Genomic DNA, 18,459 nt, shown 5'->3' with positions numbered 1-18,459 from the left:
TAGTCGCAAGAAGCCGAGTCGGCTACCATCGATATCGCTTACGCTTGCCTTACCGTTGCGTAAGGTAGGGGTAGTCTTTTTGGGACGGGGCTTTTTTAGCTGCCCTATGTCAAATGCGACCTCATGCTTCGAAGGCTACGGATAGGGTAGCTAAAAAAGCCCCGTCCCAAAAAGACTACCCAAATGAGCTACCCTGCCACGTGTTGATGCTGAAAGAGGACTCCTGTTGAAGACTGTTCATGTTGCCGCTGGGATCATTCGCAAGGAAGGATCTGACGAGCTGCTTGCCGTGCAGCGCGGCTACGGCGACATGCAGGGACTTTGGGAGTTCCCCGGTGGCAAGCTCATGCGCGGCGAGACGCCCGAGGACGCCGTACGCCGCGAGCTCATGGAAGAGCTGCAGGTAAAAGTCACCAACCTGCGCGATTTTTACACCGTTGAGTATGACTACCCCGATTTTCATCTCTCAATGGAGTGTTACTACTGCTCGCTGGCTAAAGAATCCGATGAGCCCCAGAAGCACGACCGCCAGCTCGATATCCGCTGGATTCCGCGCACCTCGCTTGCCACCGTTGAGTGGATGCCCGCCGACAAGGGGCTTATCGATGCTCTGATTGAGTTGAAGGAAGATCGGCTTGAGGCCAACGGCGCCGCCGATGACGCCACGCCCAACACGGCCGACAAACCCGCCACCAAGCCCAAGCGCGCACCTAAGCGCCGCAGCAAAAAGCGTCCCAAACCAGGTCTGCTCGACGGCATCGATACCTCGGACCTCTCCGCTGACGAGCGCGAACTGGTGCGCCGTCGCGCCGCTATAAAAAAGTCCATGAAGGGCAACAAGCGCGCCAACACCAAACCTGAGCTGCTCGTTCGCCAGCGCCTGCGGGCAGCGGGCCTTACGGGATACCGTCTGGAATGGAAGGTACCCGGCAAGCCTGACATCGCCTTTCCCGGGCGCAAGATCGCCATTTTCGTCAACGGCTGCTTTTGGCATCGCTGCCCTAAGTGCAATCCGAGCCAGCCTAAGCGCAATGTTGAGTTTTGGGAGGCAAAGTTTCGCCGCAACGTCGAGCGCGACCGAGCCGCCATCGACGCGCTTACCCAAATGGGCTGGATGCCCATCACCGTCTGGGAATGTGAGCTCAAGAAAGACCGCATCGACGCCACCATGGAAAAGGTCATCGAACAGGTACGCGCCGCCGCACCGCAGCGCTAACAGCGATCATTCACACGCTCCGCACGTCCGCGCCACATCCGCGCCACAAACCTTAGAAAGCCCTTAAGCTCAAAACCTTTCAAGAGTGTTATTCGATACCTTTGACCTGCAGTTTCATTGTTATATCAAACCTGATTAAGCCTTTCTTTAGTGCTTCTTTGCAGCAGCCGCGGCATAATACTGCCAACGAACGGGACCTAGCAGCACACCCCGTGCGCAACCTTTTGATGGACATCGAGGAGGCCGCATAAGCATGCATTTTTCCAATGACGCAGCACAGCAGCCATCCCTAAAATATGCAGACCTTTTCTCCTTCCCCCCGACACAGAGAAACGGCCTCCTCGACTCCCCCACCACAAAAGCCAAACGCTCAACCGATCAGAATCTCAACTTGCGAGCATCGTTCGATAAGCTCCAAGCATCCCTAAACAAGTCATTCCCAAACCAAGCCCGGGCATACTAACCCCCACCAACAAAGAAGCCCTAACGCCCCACCAATTTCCGCCCCAACGCCACAAGGGCGATCGAGCAGGGCCGTCCGGAAACGGAAAAGGGCCTATCTCTCAGAACATTCCGCAGGACGGAGGAAGCCCCGCAGCGCGTAGCGCGCAGCGGGGCTTCCGACATGTCCGAGGACGTTCTGAGAGATAGGCCCTTTTCCGTTTCCGGACGGCCCGGTGGGATCAGAGTACCCTTGCTGTTACTCTGCTTTGCCCACAGAGTTGAGGTTGGTCATGCGGATCTTAACCAGCTCGGTGATCTCACGCATGCCCTCCTTGGCCGGCTTCTTGGGATCGAAGCAGGCAGGGTTCTCGGCCATGTAGGCCATGAAGCCCTTGGTGTAGGCCTGACGCAGCTCGGTAGCGTAGTTAACCTTGCAGATGCCGTTCTTCACAGCCTCGGCAACCTGCCCATCGGGCACACCGGAAGTGCCGTGCAGAACCAGCGGCACGTCGACGGCGTCGCGGATGGCCTTGACCACGGACTGCTCGATGTGCGGATCGCTCGTGTACACGCCGTGGCTGGTGCCAACGCCAATGGCCAGCGAGGTGCAGCCGGTGCGCTCGACGAACTCCTTGGCCTCGGCAGGATCGGTGTAGGGGCTCTCGCCCTCAACCGCGGGACCGTCGTCCTCCTTGCCGCCAACCTTGCCGAGCTCGGCCTCGACGGGCACGCCCATGGCGCGGCCAGCGTCGGCGACGGACTTGGTCAGGGCAATGTTGTCCTCAAAGGACTCGTGCGAGCCGTCGATCATGACGGAGGTGTAGCCCGTGCGGAAAGCCTGCATGCAGCGGTCATAGCCATCGCCGTGATCGAGGTGCAGAGCGACGGGCACGGAAGCGCGCTCGGCAGCGGCCTTCACCATGCCGTAGAAGTAGTCCAGACCAGCGGTCTTGATGGTACCCGGGGTGGTCTGCATGATGACGGGGGACTTGGTCTCCTCGGCAGCGGCCAGAACGGCCATAACAAACTCGAGGTTCTCGACGTTGAACGCGCCGACGGCGTAGTGGCCGGCCTGAGCGTCCTTGAGCATCTTTTCGGTGGTAACAAGTGCCATGAGCGTTTGCTCCTCTCCCTCGCCCGCATCTGGATATCGGGCGTAGTTGTTCACAAGGCGTTTTACCTTGCGTTTTACTGCGTTCATTGTATGAAATTCAGCGGCTTTGCACGTGCGAGATATTGAGTCCATGCAGGCCAATACAGTCGTTTTTGAAAAGTAAACGGAAGGAATTGGAACCGAGTGGGCGTGTTCGATATTGAATTTTGAGCGTTTAGCGTCTTTCTTTTATAGAAAAGATAAGTAATCGAAAGGTGTTTTCTTACTCAAAAAGAAAATGAACGAAAATAGAGTCAACACAATTCCTGCAAATATAGCCGAGAATGGAGCAAACATGGCCCAAGCTACCAACCGTGCTTTTGCTGACGAGCGCCGTACCGCCATTATGGAAATACTCGAGCATAACGCCTCGGTGCAGGTAGCAGAAATCGCCCAGACCTTTGGTGTGTCCTCCGTCACCGCCCGCGCCGACCTAGACGCGCTCGCCGAAGCAGGCAAGCTGCGTCGCACACATGGTGGTGCCGTATCGCTCCACAAACGCCTGACCGTCTCCACGCAAGATCGCCGCATCAATGTCAACGTCGCCGCCAAGCAGGCCATCGCGCAAAGCGCCATCGAGCTCGTTAATGACGGCGACAGGCTGCTCGTCGACTCGGGCACCACGGCGCTCGAATTCGTCCGGCTCCTCGATCAGCGCGACGGCATCACCGTTATCACGGCCGACATTACCATCGCCGATTATATTGACGAGAGCATGCCCTCGGTCGATGTCGTCATGCTGGGCGGGGCACTGCGCAAAGGTCATCGCTATCTGTACGGCCCACTTACCATGCAGGCGCTCCAAAAGGTCCACGCCGACCTTGCCGTCATGTGTCCTGGCGCTTTTGTTCCCGGCTGCGGCTTTACGACCGACTTTCCTCAGATGGCCGAGACCAAAGCGGCTATGGTCGGTGCCGCCCGTCAAAGCGTCGCCCTCATGGACGCCAGTAAGGTCAACGGACGCGGCATGTACCGTTTTGCCGAGCTTGCCGACGTCGACATCATCGTGATGGACAGCGACCCCGACGCCGCCGTCGCCACCTCAATCGCCGAGGCCGCCGACAGCGCACGTCCAGCCCTCATCATCGCCGGCGCTTAAACAAAAACCACCACAAAGGGCCTGTCCCCTTTGTGGTGGTTTTGCCCGTTAAAAGCGAAATATCGCTACTTGGAAAGCTCGTCGGCGAGGGCCTCGATCTGGGCGCGTGATGTGTCGTTGAGCGAGCCCAGCACGGTCACCTTGTTCTGCGCCAGGGTGATGTCCTTCATGCCCTCGAGCTCCTTGGTCATAACCTTGGCAGCGGCGGGCGTCCAGGAACCGGCCTCGACGAGCGCCACGGTGCGGTTCTGGTAGGCATGCTCGGCGAGCGTGTGGATAAAGGTGCTCATGAACGGGAAGATCTCGCCCTGATAGGTGATGGAGGCGAGCACCAGACGGTCATAGCGGAACGCATCCTCAACGGCCTCGGCCATGTCGTCGCGAGCCAGGTCAAAGACGGAAACCTTCTGGCCGCGAGCCTCGAGCGCTGCAGCGAGCTCCTCGACGGCAGCCTTCAGATGTCCATACACACTCGCATAGGCAATCGTGATGCCCTCGTCCTCGGGCTGGTAGCTCGACCAGGTGTTATAGGTGTCGAGGTAATAGCCCAGATTCTCGGTAAGGACAGGACCGTGGAGCGGGCAGATGATCTGAATATCCAGATCGGCAGCCTTTTTGAGCACAGCCTGCACAAACTTGCCAAACTTTCCCACGATGCCAAAGTAGTAGCGGCGAGCCTCGCAAGCCCAGCCCTCGGGATCCTCGATGTCGTTGGCGCCAAACTTGCCAAAGCCGTCGGCACTAAAGAGCACCTTGTCGGTGGCCTCATAGGAGAAGAGCACCTCGGGCCAGTGAACGTTGGGGGCGCCGATAAAGGTCAAGCTGTGGCCGCCCAGGTCGAGCACATCGCCCTCTTTGACAACCATTTTGCGCTCGGGGAAGTCGGTGCCAAAGTAGTTGACCATCATGCGGAAAGCACCCATGCTGGCCACAATCTGCGCCTGGGGATAGCGCTCCATAAAGGCGGCGATACCGGCGGAGTGATCAGGCTCCATATGATGGATGACCAGGTAGTCGGGCGTACGGCCATCGAGCGCGGCCTCGAGGTTGCCGAGCCACTCGTCGACAAAACCACCGTCGACCGAATCGGCGACAGCGATTTTATTGCCCAAGATAACGTAGCTGTTGTATGCCATACCGTTTTCGGACACATCGTACTGGCCCTCGAACAGGTCAATGTCGTGGTCGTCGACGCCAATGTAGCGGATATCCTTGGTGATCTCCATCAGACAAAGCCTCCTAGATAGACAAAATAACTTGTCTATCATAGCACTTGGCAGCATTCCAACTGTTGTCTGCCGGCATCCTTACCGATTGTTATTGAAATACGATAAATCGTCGTTTACCTGCGTAAACTATGAGCGTGGCATCGCCGTGCTATGTCGAATAATGAGCTGGCCGGGAATACGGATAGCAACGGTTTTGCCCGCCGTACCCGCCTCGGGAACCGCGTGCTCAAACACCTCGCGTCCACGCTGATGTAAATCGAATCGAACGGTCGTGAGCTCGTTATGCGCGACAAAGTCGTCGAGCGAATCGTCGACGCCCACCACGCTTACGTCCTCGGGCACGCGCAGGCCGCTATCACGCAGCGCGGCAATCGCGCCATTTGCCATCTGATCGTTTGCCGCATAAATCGCCGTCATGGTGCGATCGTGCTCGGCCAGGTACCTGCCGGCCTCGTAGCCGCTGTTGGCAGACCAGTCGCCCTCGAGCGGCGCCTGCGGCTTAATGTGCTTATGCTCGAGCGCATCCTGCCAGCCGGCGCGACGAAATTGCTCGTCGACCGAGAACGACGGGCCGCCAATATAGCGAATTTGCTCGTGCCCCAGCTCAAACAGATGATCCATAAGCAAGAGCGAGCAGCCGTAATGGTCGGAGTCGACCGTGGTCACCCGCGGGTGCGCGTACATGGTAACAATAACCGTGCCAATGCCCGGCAGCGGATCAAACGTCTCAAAATCGGGCGCCATGCGGCTCATGCCGATGATGATGCCGTCCACCGGCAGCGCAGCCATACGACGCGTGGCCTCGGCAAGCGAAAACTCCTCGGTCTTGGACATCTCGACCAGTGTGATGGCGCAATTATGCTCGCGAGCAGCGCTGGCGATGCCGTCGATCATTGAGAGGTTGCCAAACTTGGTGATATCGTTGACGCACAGACCGACCGAATGGTAACGGCCGTCGCGCAGCGAGCGACCGGCATAACTCGGACGAAAACCGAGCTCTTGCATAGCGGCCTGCACGCGCTGGCGCGTCTGCTCGTTAACGTTGGGCAAGCCGTTGGCGACGCGCGAAACCGTCTGCTGCGAAACACCGGCAGCGCGGGCGACGTCGGCCATGGAGACCGGACGCGTACCTGTATCGTTGGACGAGTGCCTTGCCACAGAATCACCTTCACCCTTGCGAAATCTGAATAGCGTGCATGCCGACCCGGGCAGAAACACACCCCGCGCCGAAGCCCGCTATCGTCGGACGCATGTTAACGTACTCTACTTTTTCTATCTGCATCTCTTCTGCTTTATAAGTCCATACGGCATTACCGTTCACGGCTGTATTTCTACCGACTACCAGATTCTCAAAAAGTGACAAGCGATCTGTTATGAGTACGTTAACATAGCCCGTAACGCGCGGCATCGTGAACACTTGGTTCATGCCGCTTCAAGTTGTTAACGTACTCATAACGACGCAAAACTCACCCGTGCGCGCCAAGGAAAGGACTCCCATGACCACCCCCGACGAAAAGACACTCACCATGCTCACCAAGCTGTTTGAGGAGGAGTTTGGACCCATCGGCGACCGCCAGGTGCTCTACGTGCACGCGCCCGGCCGTTCCGAGATCAGCGGCAATCACACCGACCACGAGGGCGGCCATGTTATCGCCGGCTCGCTCGATGTCGCCGTTGACGGTATCGCCGTGGCAACCGACTCCAACAAGATCCGCGTCGCCGACGAGGGCTATCCTACGTTTGCGATCACGCTCGACACGCTAGATGTTCAGGAGTCCGAGAAGGGCACGTCCGCAAGCCTCGTCCGCGGCATGGCCCACGAAATCGCTGCTCTGGGCGTTGAGCCCCAGGGCTTCGACTTCGCCTTCACCTGCTCCGTCCCCTCGGGCGGCGGCCTTTCGAGCTCTGCTGCTGTCGAGGCGGCGTACGGTCGTGCCATGGAGGCGCTCTGGGGCGCACCCGCCATCGAGCCCGTCGCGCTCGCCCAGATGAGCCAGCGCACCGAGAACAACTATTACGGCAAGCCCTGCGGTCTTATGGACCAGGCCGCCGTGTGCCTGGGCGGCCTCGCCTACATGGACTTTGAGGACCAGGCTCAGCCTAAAACCCAGAAGCTCGAACTCAACTTTGAGGATCACGGCTATGCGCTCGTGCTCGTTAAGGTTGGCGCCGACCATGTGGCCGCCACCGACGACTACGCCGCCGTTCCGCGCGAGATGCAGGACGTCGCCGCCGAGTTTGGCAAGACACGCCTGTGCGAGGTAAACGTGGCGGATTTTGACGCCAAGCTCCCCGAGCTACGCGCCAAGCTGGGCGACCGCGCCTGCCTGCGCGCCGTTCACTACTGGTACGAGAACGGCCTGGTCGATAAGCGCTGGGCAGCCCTTAGCGCCGGCAACATCGACCAGTTCCTGGTCCTGACGCGCGAGTCCGGTGCCAGCTCTGCCATGTACCTGCAGAATGTCGTCGCCAAACTGGGCTCCGAGCAACCTTCCATGTATGCCTTGGCGCTGGCCGAGCATGTGCTCGACGGCCGCGGCGCCGTCCGCATCCACGGTGGCGGCTTTGGTGGCACTATCCAGGCCTTCGTGCCGCTCGACCTGGTCGACACCTTCATCACCAAGATGAACGGCTGGCTGGGCGAGGGCTCTGCCCGCCACTACGCAATTTCTGACAAGGGGGCTTACGCGGCATGGCTGTAATGACTGATGTGCGCGAGGCCGCGCAGGGCCTGATTGAGTATGCCATCCATCGATCCATGATCGGACAGGATGACCGCATCTGGGCCTACAACACCATTCTCGAGTGCATCGGCGCCACGGGTCCTGCGCTCGACATGGCTTGGGCGATGCAGAACGAGAAGCTCTCGCTCTTGCACCCCGATACGCTCCCCAATTTTGACCTGGAGGGCACGCTTGCCGCGCTTTCCGAGGACGCCGTTGCCAACGGCGCTGCCGAGGACACGGCGTCGGGCCGCGACCGCATCGCCATGCGCATCATGGGCGCGCTCATGCCGAGGCCTTCGGTTGTAAACGAGGAGTTCAACGGACGCATGGGCGTCAACGAGCCCCGCGCCGCGACCGACTGGTTCTATGGTCTGTGCTGTGACGCCGGTTACGTGCGCCGCGCCGCCATCGCGCGCAATATCAAATGGAGTACCCCCACCAACTGGGGCGACCTGGAAATCACCATTAACCTGTCGAAGCCCGAGAAGGACCCGCGCGACATTGCCGCGGCCGGCGCCGCAAAGAACACGGGCGAGAAGTATCCCGCCTGTCAACTGTGCATCGAGAACGAGGGCTACCCTGGACGCTCCGCCGCAGCCGACGGCGGCGCCCATCCCGCTCGCCAGAACCTGCGCGTTATCCCCATCCAGCTCAACGGCGAGCGCTGGGGCTTCCAGTACAGCCCGTACGCGTACTTTAACGAGCACTGCATTGCTATGAGCGCCGAGCATCGCCCGATGCACGTCGACCGTAAGGGACTGACCTGCCTGCTCGATTTTGTGGACCTGTTCCCGCACTACTTTATTGGCTCCAACGCCGACCTGCCCATCGTGGGCGGCTCGATTCTGTCGCACGACCACTTCCAGGGCGGCGCGCACGAGTTCCCCATGATGCATGCCGCCGAGGTCTCGCAGTTTAACGTGCCCGGCTTTGATCAGGTCAGCGGTACCGTGTTGCAGTGGCCGCTTTCGGTGCTGAGACTGCGCTCGCACGACCGCGCCCAGCTGCTCGACGCCGCCGAGAAGATTATCCTCGCCTGGCGCGAGTGGACCGATGAGTCTGTGGGCGTCATCGCGCACACAGCCGACGGCGTGGCGCATAACACTGTGACGCCCGTCATCCGCCGCGTCGACTCTCGCGGCAATGCCGGCGGCGAGATCTACGAGGCCTACCTGGCGCTTCGCTGCAACATCACAACCGACGAGCATCCGCTGGGCGTATTTCACCCGCATGCCGAGTACCACCATATTAAGAAGGAGAACATCGGCTTGATCGAGGTCATGGGCCTGGCCATTTTGCCGCCGCGCTTGGTTCCCGAGCTCGGCGCTGTCCGCGAGCACCTGCTGGCAGCCAAGGCCGATGTCAGTTACGACCTTGCCGGCGCGCTCGAGGGCGACGACCTTTGCCGCAGCCACGCCGCATGGGCCGAGGACGTCTTTGCCCGCCGCGCCGACGAGCTTACGGCGGATAGCGCCATCGACATCCTGCACGAGGAAGTCGGCATGGTGTTTGGCCACGTGCTCGACAACGCCGGCGTCTTTAAGTGGGACGAAGCCGGTCGCGCCGCCCAGCAGCGCTTTATCAACTCGCTGTAATGATCCCTTGGGGACGGAGGAAAACGGATCATTTCGTCTTCAAGACAACGGCGCCCGCCGGCAACATCGCCGGCGGGCGCCGTTTTTGGTGCAAGGGCAGCTAATTTGGGACGGGGCTATTTTGACTACTTTGCATCTAGAAGTAGTCAAAATAGCCCCGTCCCAAATTAGCTGCCTCTCATGAGAGTGGAAAATCTCCCACTCTAAGCCCGCTTGCGAGCCCAAAATGGGAGATTATCCACTCTCGTTTTGTTCGGTACGCCGTAACTCTAAAGTTCGGTTACCTCTACGCTGTTGTAGACCTCGTCCCAGCGGTCCATGACCAGGTGGCCGGTCTTGGGATCCATGGCGTTGAGCTTGCCGCAGGTATTGGCGGTCTTGAGCACCGTGACGTCGTCGGCGCCAGCAGCAATGGCATGCGCAAAACCGGCGATGGTCGAGTCACCGGAACCCGTCGCGTTCACAGCCGCAATCGCGGGCGTCTTGGCGCGGAACGCGCGGCCCTCATGGAAGCCCACCGAGCCGGCAGCGCCCATCGAAACGACGACCCAGGGGATACCGGCAAAACGGTCATCGGCGGCAAGCGCCTCGCGCAGGGCATCGACATCATCGGTCGTAAAGGACGTACCCAGCAGGCCGTTAATCTCGGTCAGGTTGGGCTTTACGAGCTCAGGCTTAGCGTCGGACTCCAGCGCGGCCCCCAGCGATGCACCCGAGGTGTCGAGCAGCACCTTGGCGCCCGCCTCTTCGGCGATCTTGACGAGCTCGGCATAGTAGCCGGCATCGACGCCGCGCGGCAGCGAGCCCGAAAGCGTCACAACGTCCGCCTTCGCTGCAAGCTCGGCGAACTTGGCCGTAAAGGCCTCGAGCTCGGCCGGGGCGATCTGCGGGCCGCTCTCCAAAAGCTCGGTCTGATTACCCTCGTGCAGAATATTCAGGCAAATACGCGTCTCGCCGGCAATGGGTACAAAGTCGTTCTTGACGCCGTCGGCATCCATAAGCTCGGCCATATAGGCACCCATGTGACCGCCAAGCAGGCCAGTCGCGAGCACATCGTCGCCCAACTGCAGCAGCACACGGCTCACGTTGAGGCCCTTACCGCCAGCGGTCTTTTCGGGCGTCACACGGTTAACATCGTCGATGACCAGCTTATCGAGCTGATAGCGTGTATCAATCGACGGGTTCATGGTAACAGTCAGAATCATATTGAACTCCTGTTTCCGGGGCACGACACGCGCGACCCCAAACATACGATAGCTCGTTAAAGGATCTCGATCTCAAAGCCGCGGGTGACGGTCTCCCCCGGCTTGGCCACCAGGCAGCCGCGCTTGTGCTCCAGAATATCGTCCTCGTCGGAGCAGGTGGACAGGCCGCCCCACGGTTCCACGGCCACAAAGTCGCCCTCGGGCTTGCTCCACACAATCAGGTACGGCATATCGGGGAACGTCAGGCGCACGCCCTTGTCCTCGGTCTTCTTGGTCAGCGTAACCACGCGGCTCTCGAGCACGTCAAAGATGGTCTCCGCAAAGTCAAAGAGTTCGTGGGTCAGCGGCAGGTCATGGCCAACCATCGGGTTCTTGCTGCGATGCTCAACATCAATCAGGCCCGTCGAGGGAACGGCAGTGCAGAGGTCGGTGGCCTCACGCTGCTCAAAACGAAGCTCGTAGTCGTCATAGGACTCGCCCTCGTCGAGCGGGCACTTAAAGCCGGGGTGACCGCCCACAAAGAACGGCATGTCCTCGGTGCCCTCATTGGTCACCTCGTACGACACGGCAACCTTTTCCGAATCGATCGTGTAACGAGCAACGATCTTAAACGGATACGGGTACTGCTCGAGCAACTCGGCATGGTCGGCAGAGCTTAAGCTCAGCGCAACCATGTTGTCGCTCTGTTCCTCGAGCTTCCACTCCTGCTTGCGCGCAAAGCCGTGGCGGGCGAGCTTTACCTCGCGGCCGCCCATAGTCATTGCGTGGCCGTCACGAAGGCCACCGCAGATCGGGAAGCAAATGGGGGCCTGGCCCGACCAGACTGCCGGATCACCCTGCCACAGGTACTCACGGCCGTTGGCCGCAATAGAAGTGAACGACCCGCCCGCCGTGCTCAGTGCCACGCGGATAGAACCGTTATCAAGAACAAACTCCATAGGAGTCTTCCCTTTCTTACGACAGCACACCAAGTCAATAGGGCTGATAGAAAACCGGCCCGCGCCCCCTCACAGAAACGCGAGCCGTCAATTGAAAAGCTGCAGAATGCCGGGTACCGCCAAGAGCGAAGCACTCAAGTCAAGCCAAGCAAACGTGTTATCGGAGCAGCTCGCCGAACCAGAACGCTTCGCAACAACAGCGGTAACCCCACAGGTACCCCCAACGTCAGCGAGCGGCGATCAGGTGCCCCAGGTCGCCGCGAAAGAGGAGCGACGCGTACTTCATGTACGCGAGCGACGGTTTGAGCGACGAGATGGGGTGCCTGAACGCCGCGCAGCATCGACCCGTTACGCGGTTTGGCAAAACCGCGTAACCCCACTAGTCGTGGTATTCGCCGCGGTCCCACTTCTCCAGGAACTCGTCAAAGAAGTGTGGGTCAGCCTGAGCCTCGGCGTCGGCCTTATTGCAGGCATCGATCTTGGCGATCAGGGCATCGTGCTCGGGGGTCTTCTCGTAAGGCTCCTCCAGGAAGGCAAGCATGATGTCGGCCATCAGGAACTCGCCGGTGATCTTGCCACCAAAGCCCACGATGTTGGCGTTGAGCTCACGACGGGCATACAGGGCAGAGGTCATGTCGCGAACCAGGGCGCAGCGGGCGCCGGGAACCTTGTTGACGGCGTTGGTGATGCCGATGCCGGTGCCGCACAGGGCCACGCCAAAGTCGGCCTTGCCGCTGGCAACAGCCTCGCCCACGGCCTTGCCGTAGATGGGATAGTGCGTACGGGTGTGGCTGTAGGTGCCGCAGTCGAGCACCTTGTAGCCAGCCTGCTCCAGGCGGTCGGCCAGATAGATCTTCTCGTCCGTAACGATATGGTCGCAACCGATTGCGATGGTCTTCTTCATCAGAACGTCCTTTCGTCTGAATTCACAAGTTGAGGTAGAAGTTCGAGTTCTCGGTGGCTCTCGTTAGGCCATCTTGTTGAGCATGTCGACACGGATCTGGTGACGGCCGCCGGCGTACTGTGCACGCAGGAACTCGCGGGCGATCTTCTTGGCGACCTCGGTGCCCACAACGCCCGGGCCCATGGTGACCATGCGCGAGCCGTTGTGCTCGCGGGTCATGTAGGCGGAACGCTCGTCGGAAATGTTAGCGACGACCATGCCCTTGATCTTGACGGCGGCCATATAGGAGCCGACACCGTACTTATCGAATGCGAAGCCCTGGGAATCCTTGTGCTCCAGCAGGTCCTTGGCAACGGCGGTAGCGGAATCGACAAAGTCCGCGGCAGGGGTCTCGGAATAGTCGACGACCTCGTGACCATCGGCGATGAGCATCTCCTTGATGGACTCCTTCATCGACATGCCGTCGGCATCGGAAGCGATTACAACCCTCATGACATCCTCCTTGAGAGATACGCAGGTGCGTTGTTTCTGTTTGGAAGTGTTGAATCTCGTTCAGGTCCGGGCATCTGAATGTGCGATTCTTCACTGTTCATGTTTATTTGAACACATTCGAACAGTAACTGCAACAACTTTTTGTTTATCTTTGTTCTTTTTTGAACAAATACCGTTCACGGATGATTGCTGACCGTTTGGACCGGGCGCGGGCGTAGCGACCATGTGTTCAACAAACAAAAGGGCGGCCGAGAACGTGTCTCGGCCGCCCTTCGGCGGTATTCCCCGGTATATACAGCTGTTTTAGCTACTAGGACTGCCCGCCCTTCTTGGCATGCTTGGACGGAGTGCCCAGAAAGCGGCCCGTCAAATAATTCGTCGGCCCGGAAATATCAATCCCCAGCAGTGTGTGCCCCAGCCACAAAAACGCCGCGAGCACCAGCAATGGGATAACGCACGAGGTCACTATCATCACAATGACGCCTTCGATCAGATCGGTCACCTGCTGCACAATCTCATCGGTCATCTGCTTGGCGCCGCTGGTCACCGTCGTGACGAGACCCGAGGCACCGTCGGCAAGCTGTTCAAGCACGTTCTTGGACTCTGCGGACTCAGTCTTTTTCTTGGTTGCTTTGGAGCTATCGCTATCTGCCGCACTCGCAGCGTCAGTCGCCTTTTGCTCGGCCGCCTCGATGCTCACTCGATACGTTTCATCGACCTTCTGCGACACCCATACGCTCGCGGGCACCAACACCATGCTAATGATGGCGACCACCAGCACACGCGTTGCCACGCGACGAATGACCGTGCTCGTGCTCCAGCGTCCGTGAATGCCAAGCGACGCTGCAAAGAGCACCAGCGCAAACGGGATCAGGATGCCCAGGCCAACCGACCACAAAATCGTGAGTAAATATTTCTCTAGGTATAGCACGGCAAGCACGATACCAAGATTACCCGAAAGCTGTGCGAGCTGCTCGGCAACCGGCGTTCCCGTATCACCCGGCAGCGCGGTAATGCCCGCAGATAGGGCGACGCACGAGGTCGTGAGCGCCAATACATTGCCCTTCTTTTGATCGATGACCTCGATGGTAGAGTCCCAAGTCTTGGTATCGGCAAAATGCGGACGAGCCACAAACCCCGACAGCAGCGCCAGTACCATGAGCGCAACGATGAGGCCAATCTGCAGTTTTTTGTTTGCGCACACGACATCGGATAGGCTGGGCTGCAGCTCGGTCACCGTTGTTTGCTCGGTTATCTGGACAGGACGCCCATGAGTCATCTCGCTCGCGTCTCTCTTTTGAATCGATCCGTTGTCCGGCATTTGGATACCTCCTCATTCCGGCCTGTATTGCGGATGGAAGTATACCCACCCAGCGAAAAACCGAACGGCAAGAGGCGCAACAGACTGCTGCATGACCTGCCCGCCACGAAATGGGCCATCTACTACGTTTAACTGCCCATCCCCGACCATGCCCCGTGGCGTAAAAACAAAACCACAGGTAGAACGCCTGCAGTTTTTCATGAAACGCAGGTGTGTTCGGGGGCACCGGGTTAAACGTAGTAGATGGTCCAGTTTCGTGGCGAGTACTGCTAACTGATCCTCCGGGGACAGGAAAAGCGGGTCATTTTGGTCTATCGACCCCTTTTTCGCCGCAACCGAGATAGATGGGATACAGAAAAGCCCTGCCGCGGATAGCGGCAGGGCTTTTGGAAGGGGACTTGGTTGTGCGGGCTCGTTAGGCGAGCTTGGCCTCGAGCTCGGCAATGCGCTTGTAGGCATCGATGGTAAAGCGGGCCTGCTTCTCCAGGATCATAGTGGTCATGAGAGTGTCCTGAGCGTGAGCCATGATGAAGGTCATCTCCATCTCGCCGCCGCCGGCCTCCTGCGAAAGCAGCTTGGTCTGCGTGTCGTGGGCGCCGATAAGCGCATCGCTGGCATCCTTGTGCAGCTGTTCGGCCTTCTCAAAATCACCCTCGCGAGCAGCATCGAGCGCTGCAAGCAGATCAGTCTGGGCGTCACCCGCGTATGCGACAATCTCGAATCCAACCATCGAGATTTCTTCTTTGGTTGCCATATTGCGTTCCTTTCACATATGAACCAACGGAGAGCACCGCGTCCGGGCATACGCGCTGCGTTGTGTATGACAGAAACAATAACATTCAAACAAAAAAGAACAGCGCAAAACGTAATTTCAAGCTATGAACGGTCAATTTTTGCCCGTGAACGGTTTCCAAACCATTTCGAACAATATCAAACATGATTAACGGAAACCCAAACAGGACCGCGCCCTAACGCAAATCGTGCACCGTATCGCCCTCTACGAGCACGCCGGGGATCAGCATGTGCTCCACGCCAGACGCAACTCCCTCGGCGCCGGCGATCTTGTCGACTGCCCACATGCCGACACGCTTGTTGTCAAAGCGCACGGTGGTCAGGCGACGATCGGGCACGATGTCGCCCAGACTATCATCAACCCCCACCACGCTCACGTCCTCGGGCACACGCCTTCCGCGCGACTCGAGTCCGCGAATGCAGCCGTAGGCCATGGCGTCATTGGAGGCATAGATGGCAGTACAGGTCGGATCGTCCGCCAGAGCCTGGCCTGCGGCATATCCACTCCGCGCCGTCCAGTCGCCACGGATGAGTCGCGGCAGCTCAATACCATGCGCGCGCAATGTCTCGCGCCAGCCCTCCTCGCGCTGCATGCCCGAAAGCGAGCGTTCGGGACACGAGATAAAGTGCACGGTCTTGTGCCCCTGCCCCAGCAAGTACTCGACAACCTGGCGCGAGCAATCGAACTGATCGTTATCGACCGTCGAGCACAGCGGGTGCTCCAGCATGGTAACGAGCACCGTCTGCATACCAGGCAGCGGCTCAAAGGTGCCAAAGTCCGCCGGCATGCGATTCATGATTACGACCATGCCATCCACCGGCAGTGCGCTCATGCGCGACGATGCGCTCTCGAGGGTATACGGATGTCCATCTACTTTAGTGAGGGTAATGGCGTAGCCGTGCTTATCGGCGGCGGCGGCAAAGCCCTCCATACGGTCGAGGTTGCCGGTACCGGTAATGTTGAACATGGCGACGCCGACGGTCTTAAACTTGCCGCGGCGCAGCGATCGACCGGCAAAATTGGGGCGATACCCCAGCTCGCGCATGGCGGCACGCACGCGCTCCTTGGTCTCGGGGCGCACGCTGGGTGAATCGTGGACGGTGCGCGAGACCGTCTGTTCTGAGACGCCCGCGAGGAGCGCCACATCCTTAACGGAAACCGATTTTTTAACAGCGGCCATAGGTCGATCTTTCTATGTCAACGATGCCATTGGTGGCACCCTACGCAGTCAAATGAAACGTCTTCAAGTATATCTAACGCCTCCCCCACCATACGCTCACCACCCAAAACCTACCGTTCACCGACATTTTTGCTTCCCCGAACGGCTTTTATCGCCCAAATGTTAACGTTGCCATTGTGCAAACACAGAGCCACCGGGCGGCTCAAACGTTTACGCGCAAGAAATCGACGGTCCGCAGGCACAGGGGCCATCGGTTCGTGTCTTATTTTGTGTCACAAAATGGCAACGTCAACATTTTGGCAACCAAACGTCAAAAGCTACCATCGTTGCTAACCCACCGACTCTTAGGAGCTTTGCATGGAGCAACTCATCGCCACCATCGAAAAGGGCCAGCCCTTTTTCAACGCGATCGCCCGCAACAAGTACCTCAAGGCGATCCGCGACGGTTTTATCTCCGTCATCCCCATCATCATCTTCTCGTCCATCTTCTGCCTGGTAGCCTCGGTCCCCAACATCTGGGGTTTCTACTGGCCCGATGACATCAACAACGCCCTGTGGAAGTGCTACAACTACTCCATGGGCATCCTGGCCATCGCCTGCGCCGCTACCACGGCCAAACATTTCGCCGACGCCCAGAACCGCGATCTGCCCAAGAATAACCAGATCAACTTTATCTCGTGCATGTGCGCGGCCATCATCGGCTTCTTGCTCCTTTCGAGCGACACCATCGCCACGGATGCCGCCAGTGGCTTCAACACCACCTACCTTGGTTCCAAGGGCCTACTGACCGCCTTCATCGCTGCGTTTGTGACCGGCATCATCTACAAGTTCTTTATCAAGCGCAACATCACCGTCAAGATGCCCGAGCAGGTTCCGCCCAACATCTCGCAGACCTTTAAGGACATCATCCCCTTCTCCGTCTGCATCACCGTCTTTTGGGTCTTTGACATCGTCTTCCGCGCTGCCTTTGGCTTCTGCTTTGCCCAGGGCGTCATCCAGGTGTTCCAGCCCCTGTTCACCGCTGCCGACGGCTACATCGGCCTTGCTGTGATTTACGGCGCCATGAGCCTGTTCTGGTTCGTGGGCGTCCACGGCCCCTCGATCGTCGAGCCCGCCATCGCCGCCGCCCTCGTTTCCAACATGACCGACAACCTGGCTGCGTTCCAGGCCGGCCAGCACGCTTCCGCTGTCCTGACCCAGGGTGCCCAGTACTTCGTCGTCTGCATGGGCGGCACCGGCGCCACGCTCGTCCTGGTCTTTATGTTCTGCTTCCTGGCCAAGTCCCAGGAGATGCGCGCTGTCGGTAAGGCCGCCATCGTCCCCGTGTGCTTTGCCGTCAACGAGCCGCTGCTGTTCGCCGCGCCTATCGTGCTCAACCCCGTCTTCTTTGTCCCGTTTGTCTTTGCCCCGATCGCCAACATCTGGATCCTCAAGATCTTTATCGACTTCTTGGGCATGAACGGCTTTATGTACACCCTGCCTTGGACCGTCCCCGGCCCCATCGGCACCATCATGGGCCTGGGCTTCCAGCCGCTCGCCTTTGTGATGCTCGCCCTTATCCTGGTCGTCGACTTCGTTCTGTACTATCCGTTCTTCCGTGCCTATGACGCCCAGAAGTGCGCCGAGGAGGCCGAGATTTCCCAGGAGGAGCTCGCCGCCAAGAACGCCGAGAAGGCCGCCAAGCTCAACGATGCCTTCCAGGGCAAGGCCGACGCCAAGAGCGTTGCCGCCGGCGCTGCTGCCGAGGCCGTGGAAGCCGGCGCTCCCGCCGCTTCCGCAGCACCCGCTGCCGAGGCAACGGCCACCAGCGACCTCAACGGCAAACGCGTGCTCGTGCTCTGCCAGGGTGGCGGTACCTCGGGCCTGCTCGCCAACGCGCTGGCCAAGGCCGCCAAGGAGCGCGGCATCAATCTTGAAACCGCTGCCGAGGCCTATGGCAACCACGTGGACATGCTCCCCGACTTCGATCTGGTCGTCCTGGCCCCGCAAGCCGCAAGCTACCTGGCCGACCTGCAGAAGGACTGCGAGCGCGTGGGCAACAAGTGCGTCGCCTGCCGCGGTAAGCAGTACATTGAGCTTTCCCAGAACGGCGATAAGTCTCTCGCCTTCGTAAGCGAGCAACTCTCGAAGTAAGTAACGCACAGGGCCAGCCGACCATCCAAGA

General features: G+C 59.3%; 15 protein-coding genes. 5 read left to right on the top strand and 10 right to left on the bottom strand.

Annotated features, from left to right (window positions below):
• The first annotated feature begins 226 nt into the window (after positions 1–226).
• Positions 227–1,216 (top strand): DNA mismatch endonuclease Vsr, encoded by a 990-nt coding sequence (gene vsr, locus ACTQXO_RS02430; protein ID WP_441031274.1) that lies wholly within the window; start codon positions 227–229, stop codon positions 1,214–1,216.
• Positions 1,217–1,916: 700 nt separating this feature from the next.
• On the opposite strand, the gene ACTQXO_RS02425 is transcribed toward vsr, so the two are convergent.
• Complete coding sequence (locus ACTQXO_RS02425; RefSeq protein WP_441031276.1) at positions 1,917–2,774, bottom strand: class II fructose-bisphosphate aldolase; 858 nt, start codon at positions 2,772–2,774, stop codon at positions 1,917–1,919.
• A gap of 334 nt (positions 2,775–3,108) precedes the next feature.
• On the opposite strand from ACTQXO_RS02425, the gene ACTQXO_RS02420 reads away from it, so the two are divergent.
• Entirely contained in the window at positions 3,109–3,912 is an 804-nt protein-coding gene (locus ACTQXO_RS02420) for a DeoR/GlpR family DNA-binding transcription regulator (protein ID WP_441031278.1), read from the top strand.
• 65 nt (positions 3,913–3,977) lie between these two features.
• Here ACTQXO_RS02420 and ACTQXO_RS02415 read toward each other — a convergent pair whose 3' ends face one another.
• Together ACTQXO_RS02415 and ACTQXO_RS02410 are read right to left on the bottom strand one after the other, a co-directional pair.
• A complete protein-coding gene (locus tag ACTQXO_RS02415; protein ID WP_441031280.1) occupies positions 3,978–5,138 on the bottom strand; it encodes an FprA family A-type flavoprotein in 1,161 nt (386 codons plus the stop codon).
• A gap of 129 nt (positions 5,139–5,267) precedes the next feature.
• On the bottom strand, positions 5,268–6,254 hold the full coding sequence (locus tag ACTQXO_RS02410) for a LacI family DNA-binding transcriptional regulator (RefSeq protein ID WP_154515200.1): 987 nt from the start codon (positions 6,252–6,254) through the stop codon (positions 5,268–5,270).
• A 383-nt stretch (positions 6,255–6,637) separates the two neighbouring features.
• Here ACTQXO_RS02410 and ACTQXO_RS02405 point away from each other — a divergent pair, with 383 nt between their 5' ends.
• Both ACTQXO_RS02405 and ACTQXO_RS02400 read left to right on the top strand, forming a co-directional pair.
• On the top strand, positions 6,638–7,843 hold the full coding sequence (locus ACTQXO_RS02405; RefSeq protein WP_441031284.1) for a galactokinase: 1,206 nt from the start codon (positions 6,638–6,640) through the stop codon (positions 7,841–7,843).
• Complete coding sequence (locus ACTQXO_RS02400; protein ID WP_441031286.1) at positions 7,834–9,462, top strand: UDP-glucose--hexose-1-phosphate uridylyltransferase; 1,629 nt, start codon at positions 7,834–7,836, stop codon at positions 9,460–9,462. The genes ACTQXO_RS02405 and ACTQXO_RS02400 overlap by 10 nt, the downstream gene beginning before the upstream one ends.
• A 269-nt stretch (positions 9,463–9,731) precedes the next feature.
• Here ACTQXO_RS02400 and ACTQXO_RS02395 read toward each other — a convergent pair whose 3' ends face one another.
• From ACTQXO_RS02395 to ACTQXO_RS02365, 7 genes are all read right to left on the bottom strand, one after another.
• Positions 9,732–10,667 carry a hexose kinase gene (locus tag ACTQXO_RS02395; RefSeq protein WP_441031288.1) on the bottom strand — a complete coding sequence of 312 codons (936 nt, stop codon included), beginning with the start codon at positions 10,665–10,667 and terminating at the stop codon, positions 9,732–9,734.
• A 56-nt stretch (positions 10,668–10,723) separates the two neighbouring features.
• Positions 10,724–11,605 (bottom strand): aldose 1-epimerase family protein, encoded by an 882-nt coding sequence (locus ACTQXO_RS02390; protein WP_427748000.1) that lies wholly within the window; start codon positions 11,603–11,605, stop codon positions 10,724–10,726.
• Positions 11,606–11,984: 379 nt separating this feature from the next.
• Positions 11,985–12,509 (bottom strand): galactose-6-phosphate isomerase subunit LacB, encoded by a 525-nt coding sequence (gene lacB / locus ACTQXO_RS02385; protein WP_006234831.1) that lies wholly within the window; start codon positions 12,507–12,509, stop codon positions 11,985–11,987.
• A 63-nt stretch (positions 12,510–12,572) separates the two neighbouring features.
• Positions 12,573–13,001, bottom strand: a complete 429-nt coding sequence (gene lacA / locus ACTQXO_RS02380) for a galactose-6-phosphate isomerase subunit LacA (RefSeq protein ID WP_006234830.1) — start codon at positions 12,999–13,001, stop codon at positions 12,573–12,575.
• 310 nt (positions 13,002–13,311) lie between these two features.
• Positions 13,312–14,322, bottom strand: coding sequence for a hypothetical protein (locus tag ACTQXO_RS02375; protein ID WP_441031291.1), 1,011 nt, complete (start codon positions 14,320–14,322; stop codon positions 13,312–13,314).
• 415 nt (positions 14,323–14,737) lie between these two features.
• Entirely contained in the window at positions 14,738–15,076 is a 339-nt protein-coding gene (locus ACTQXO_RS02370; protein WP_055252615.1) for a PTS lactose/cellobiose transporter subunit IIA, read from the bottom strand.
• A 214-nt stretch (positions 15,077–15,290) separates the two neighbouring features.
• Positions 15,291–16,295, bottom strand: coding sequence for a LacI family DNA-binding transcriptional regulator (locus tag ACTQXO_RS02365; protein ID WP_427718989.1), 1,005 nt, complete (start codon positions 16,293–16,295; stop codon positions 15,291–15,293).
• 357 nt (positions 16,296–16,652) lie between these two features.
• Here ACTQXO_RS02365 and ACTQXO_RS02360 point away from each other — a divergent pair, with 357 nt between their 5' ends.
• Positions 16,653–18,428, top strand: coding sequence for a PTS lactose transporter subunit IIBC (locus tag ACTQXO_RS02360; protein WP_427718986.1), 1,776 nt, complete (start codon positions 16,653–16,655; stop codon positions 18,426–18,428).
• Positions 18,429–18,459 lie beyond the last annotated feature (31 nt).

The organism is Collinsella sp. LCP19S3_D5, from assembly GCF_052121415.1.
In the GTDB taxonomy this organism is placed as follows: Bacteria; Actinomycetota; Coriobacteriia; order Coriobacteriales; family Coriobacteriaceae; genus Collinsella.
Note: the sequence above shows the minus strand (reverse complement) of the source record. Positions and strands in the feature narration are given on the sequence as shown.

Bases quoted from the DNA above. Each gene is read 5' to 3' on its own strand.
- ACTQXO_RS02425 (WP_441031276.1), bottom strand. From the start codon at position 2,774: ATGGCACTTGTTACCACCGAAAAGATGCTCAAGGACGCTCAGGCCGGC.
- ACTQXO_RS02360 (WP_427718986.1), top strand. From the start codon at position 16,653: ATGGAGCAACTCATCGCCACCATCGAAAAGGGCCAGCCCTTTTTCAAC.
- ACTQXO_RS02415 (WP_441031280.1), bottom strand. From the start codon at position 5,138: ATGGAGATCACCAAGGATATCCGCTACATTGGCGTCGACGACCACGAC.
- ACTQXO_RS02375 (WP_441031291.1), bottom strand. From the start codon at position 14,322: ATGCCGGACAACGGATCGATTCAAAAGAGAGACGCGAGCGAGATGACT.
- ACTQXO_RS02400 (WP_441031286.1), top strand. From the start codon at position 7,834: ATGGCTGTAATGACTGATGTGCGCGAGGCCGCGCAGGGCCTGATTGAG.
- ACTQXO_RS02370 (WP_055252615.1), bottom strand. From the start codon at position 15,076: ATGGCAACCAAAGAAGAAATCTCGATGGTTGGATTCGAGATTGTCGCA.
- ACTQXO_RS02410 (WP_154515200.1), bottom strand. From the start codon at position 6,254: ATGGCCGACGTCGCCCGCGCTGCCGGTGTTTCGCAGCAGACGGTTTCG.
- ACTQXO_RS02365 (WP_427718989.1), bottom strand. From the start codon at position 16,295: ATGGCCGCTGTTAAAAAATCGGTTTCCGTTAAGGATGTGGCGCTCCTC.
- ACTQXO_RS02395 (WP_441031288.1), bottom strand. From the start codon at position 10,667: ATGATTCTGACTGTTACCATGAACCCGTCGATTGATACACGCTATCAG.
- ACTQXO_RS02405 (WP_441031284.1), top strand. From the start codon at position 6,638: ATGACCACCCCCGACGAAAAGACACTCACCATGCTCACCAAGCTGTTT.
- ACTQXO_RS02390 (WP_427748000.1), bottom strand. From the start codon at position 11,605: ATGGAGTTTGTTCTTGATAACGGTTCTATCCGCGTGGCACTGAGCACG.
- lacB (WP_006234831.1), bottom strand. From the start codon at position 12,509: ATGAAGAAGACCATCGCAATCGGTTGCGACCATATCGTTACGGACGAG.
- lacA (WP_006234830.1), bottom strand. From the start codon at position 13,001: ATGAGGGTTGTAATCGCTTCCGATGCCGACGGCATGTCGATGAAGGAG.
- ACTQXO_RS02420 (WP_441031278.1), top strand. From the start codon at position 3,109: ATGGCCCAAGCTACCAACCGTGCTTTTGCTGACGAGCGCCGTACCGCC.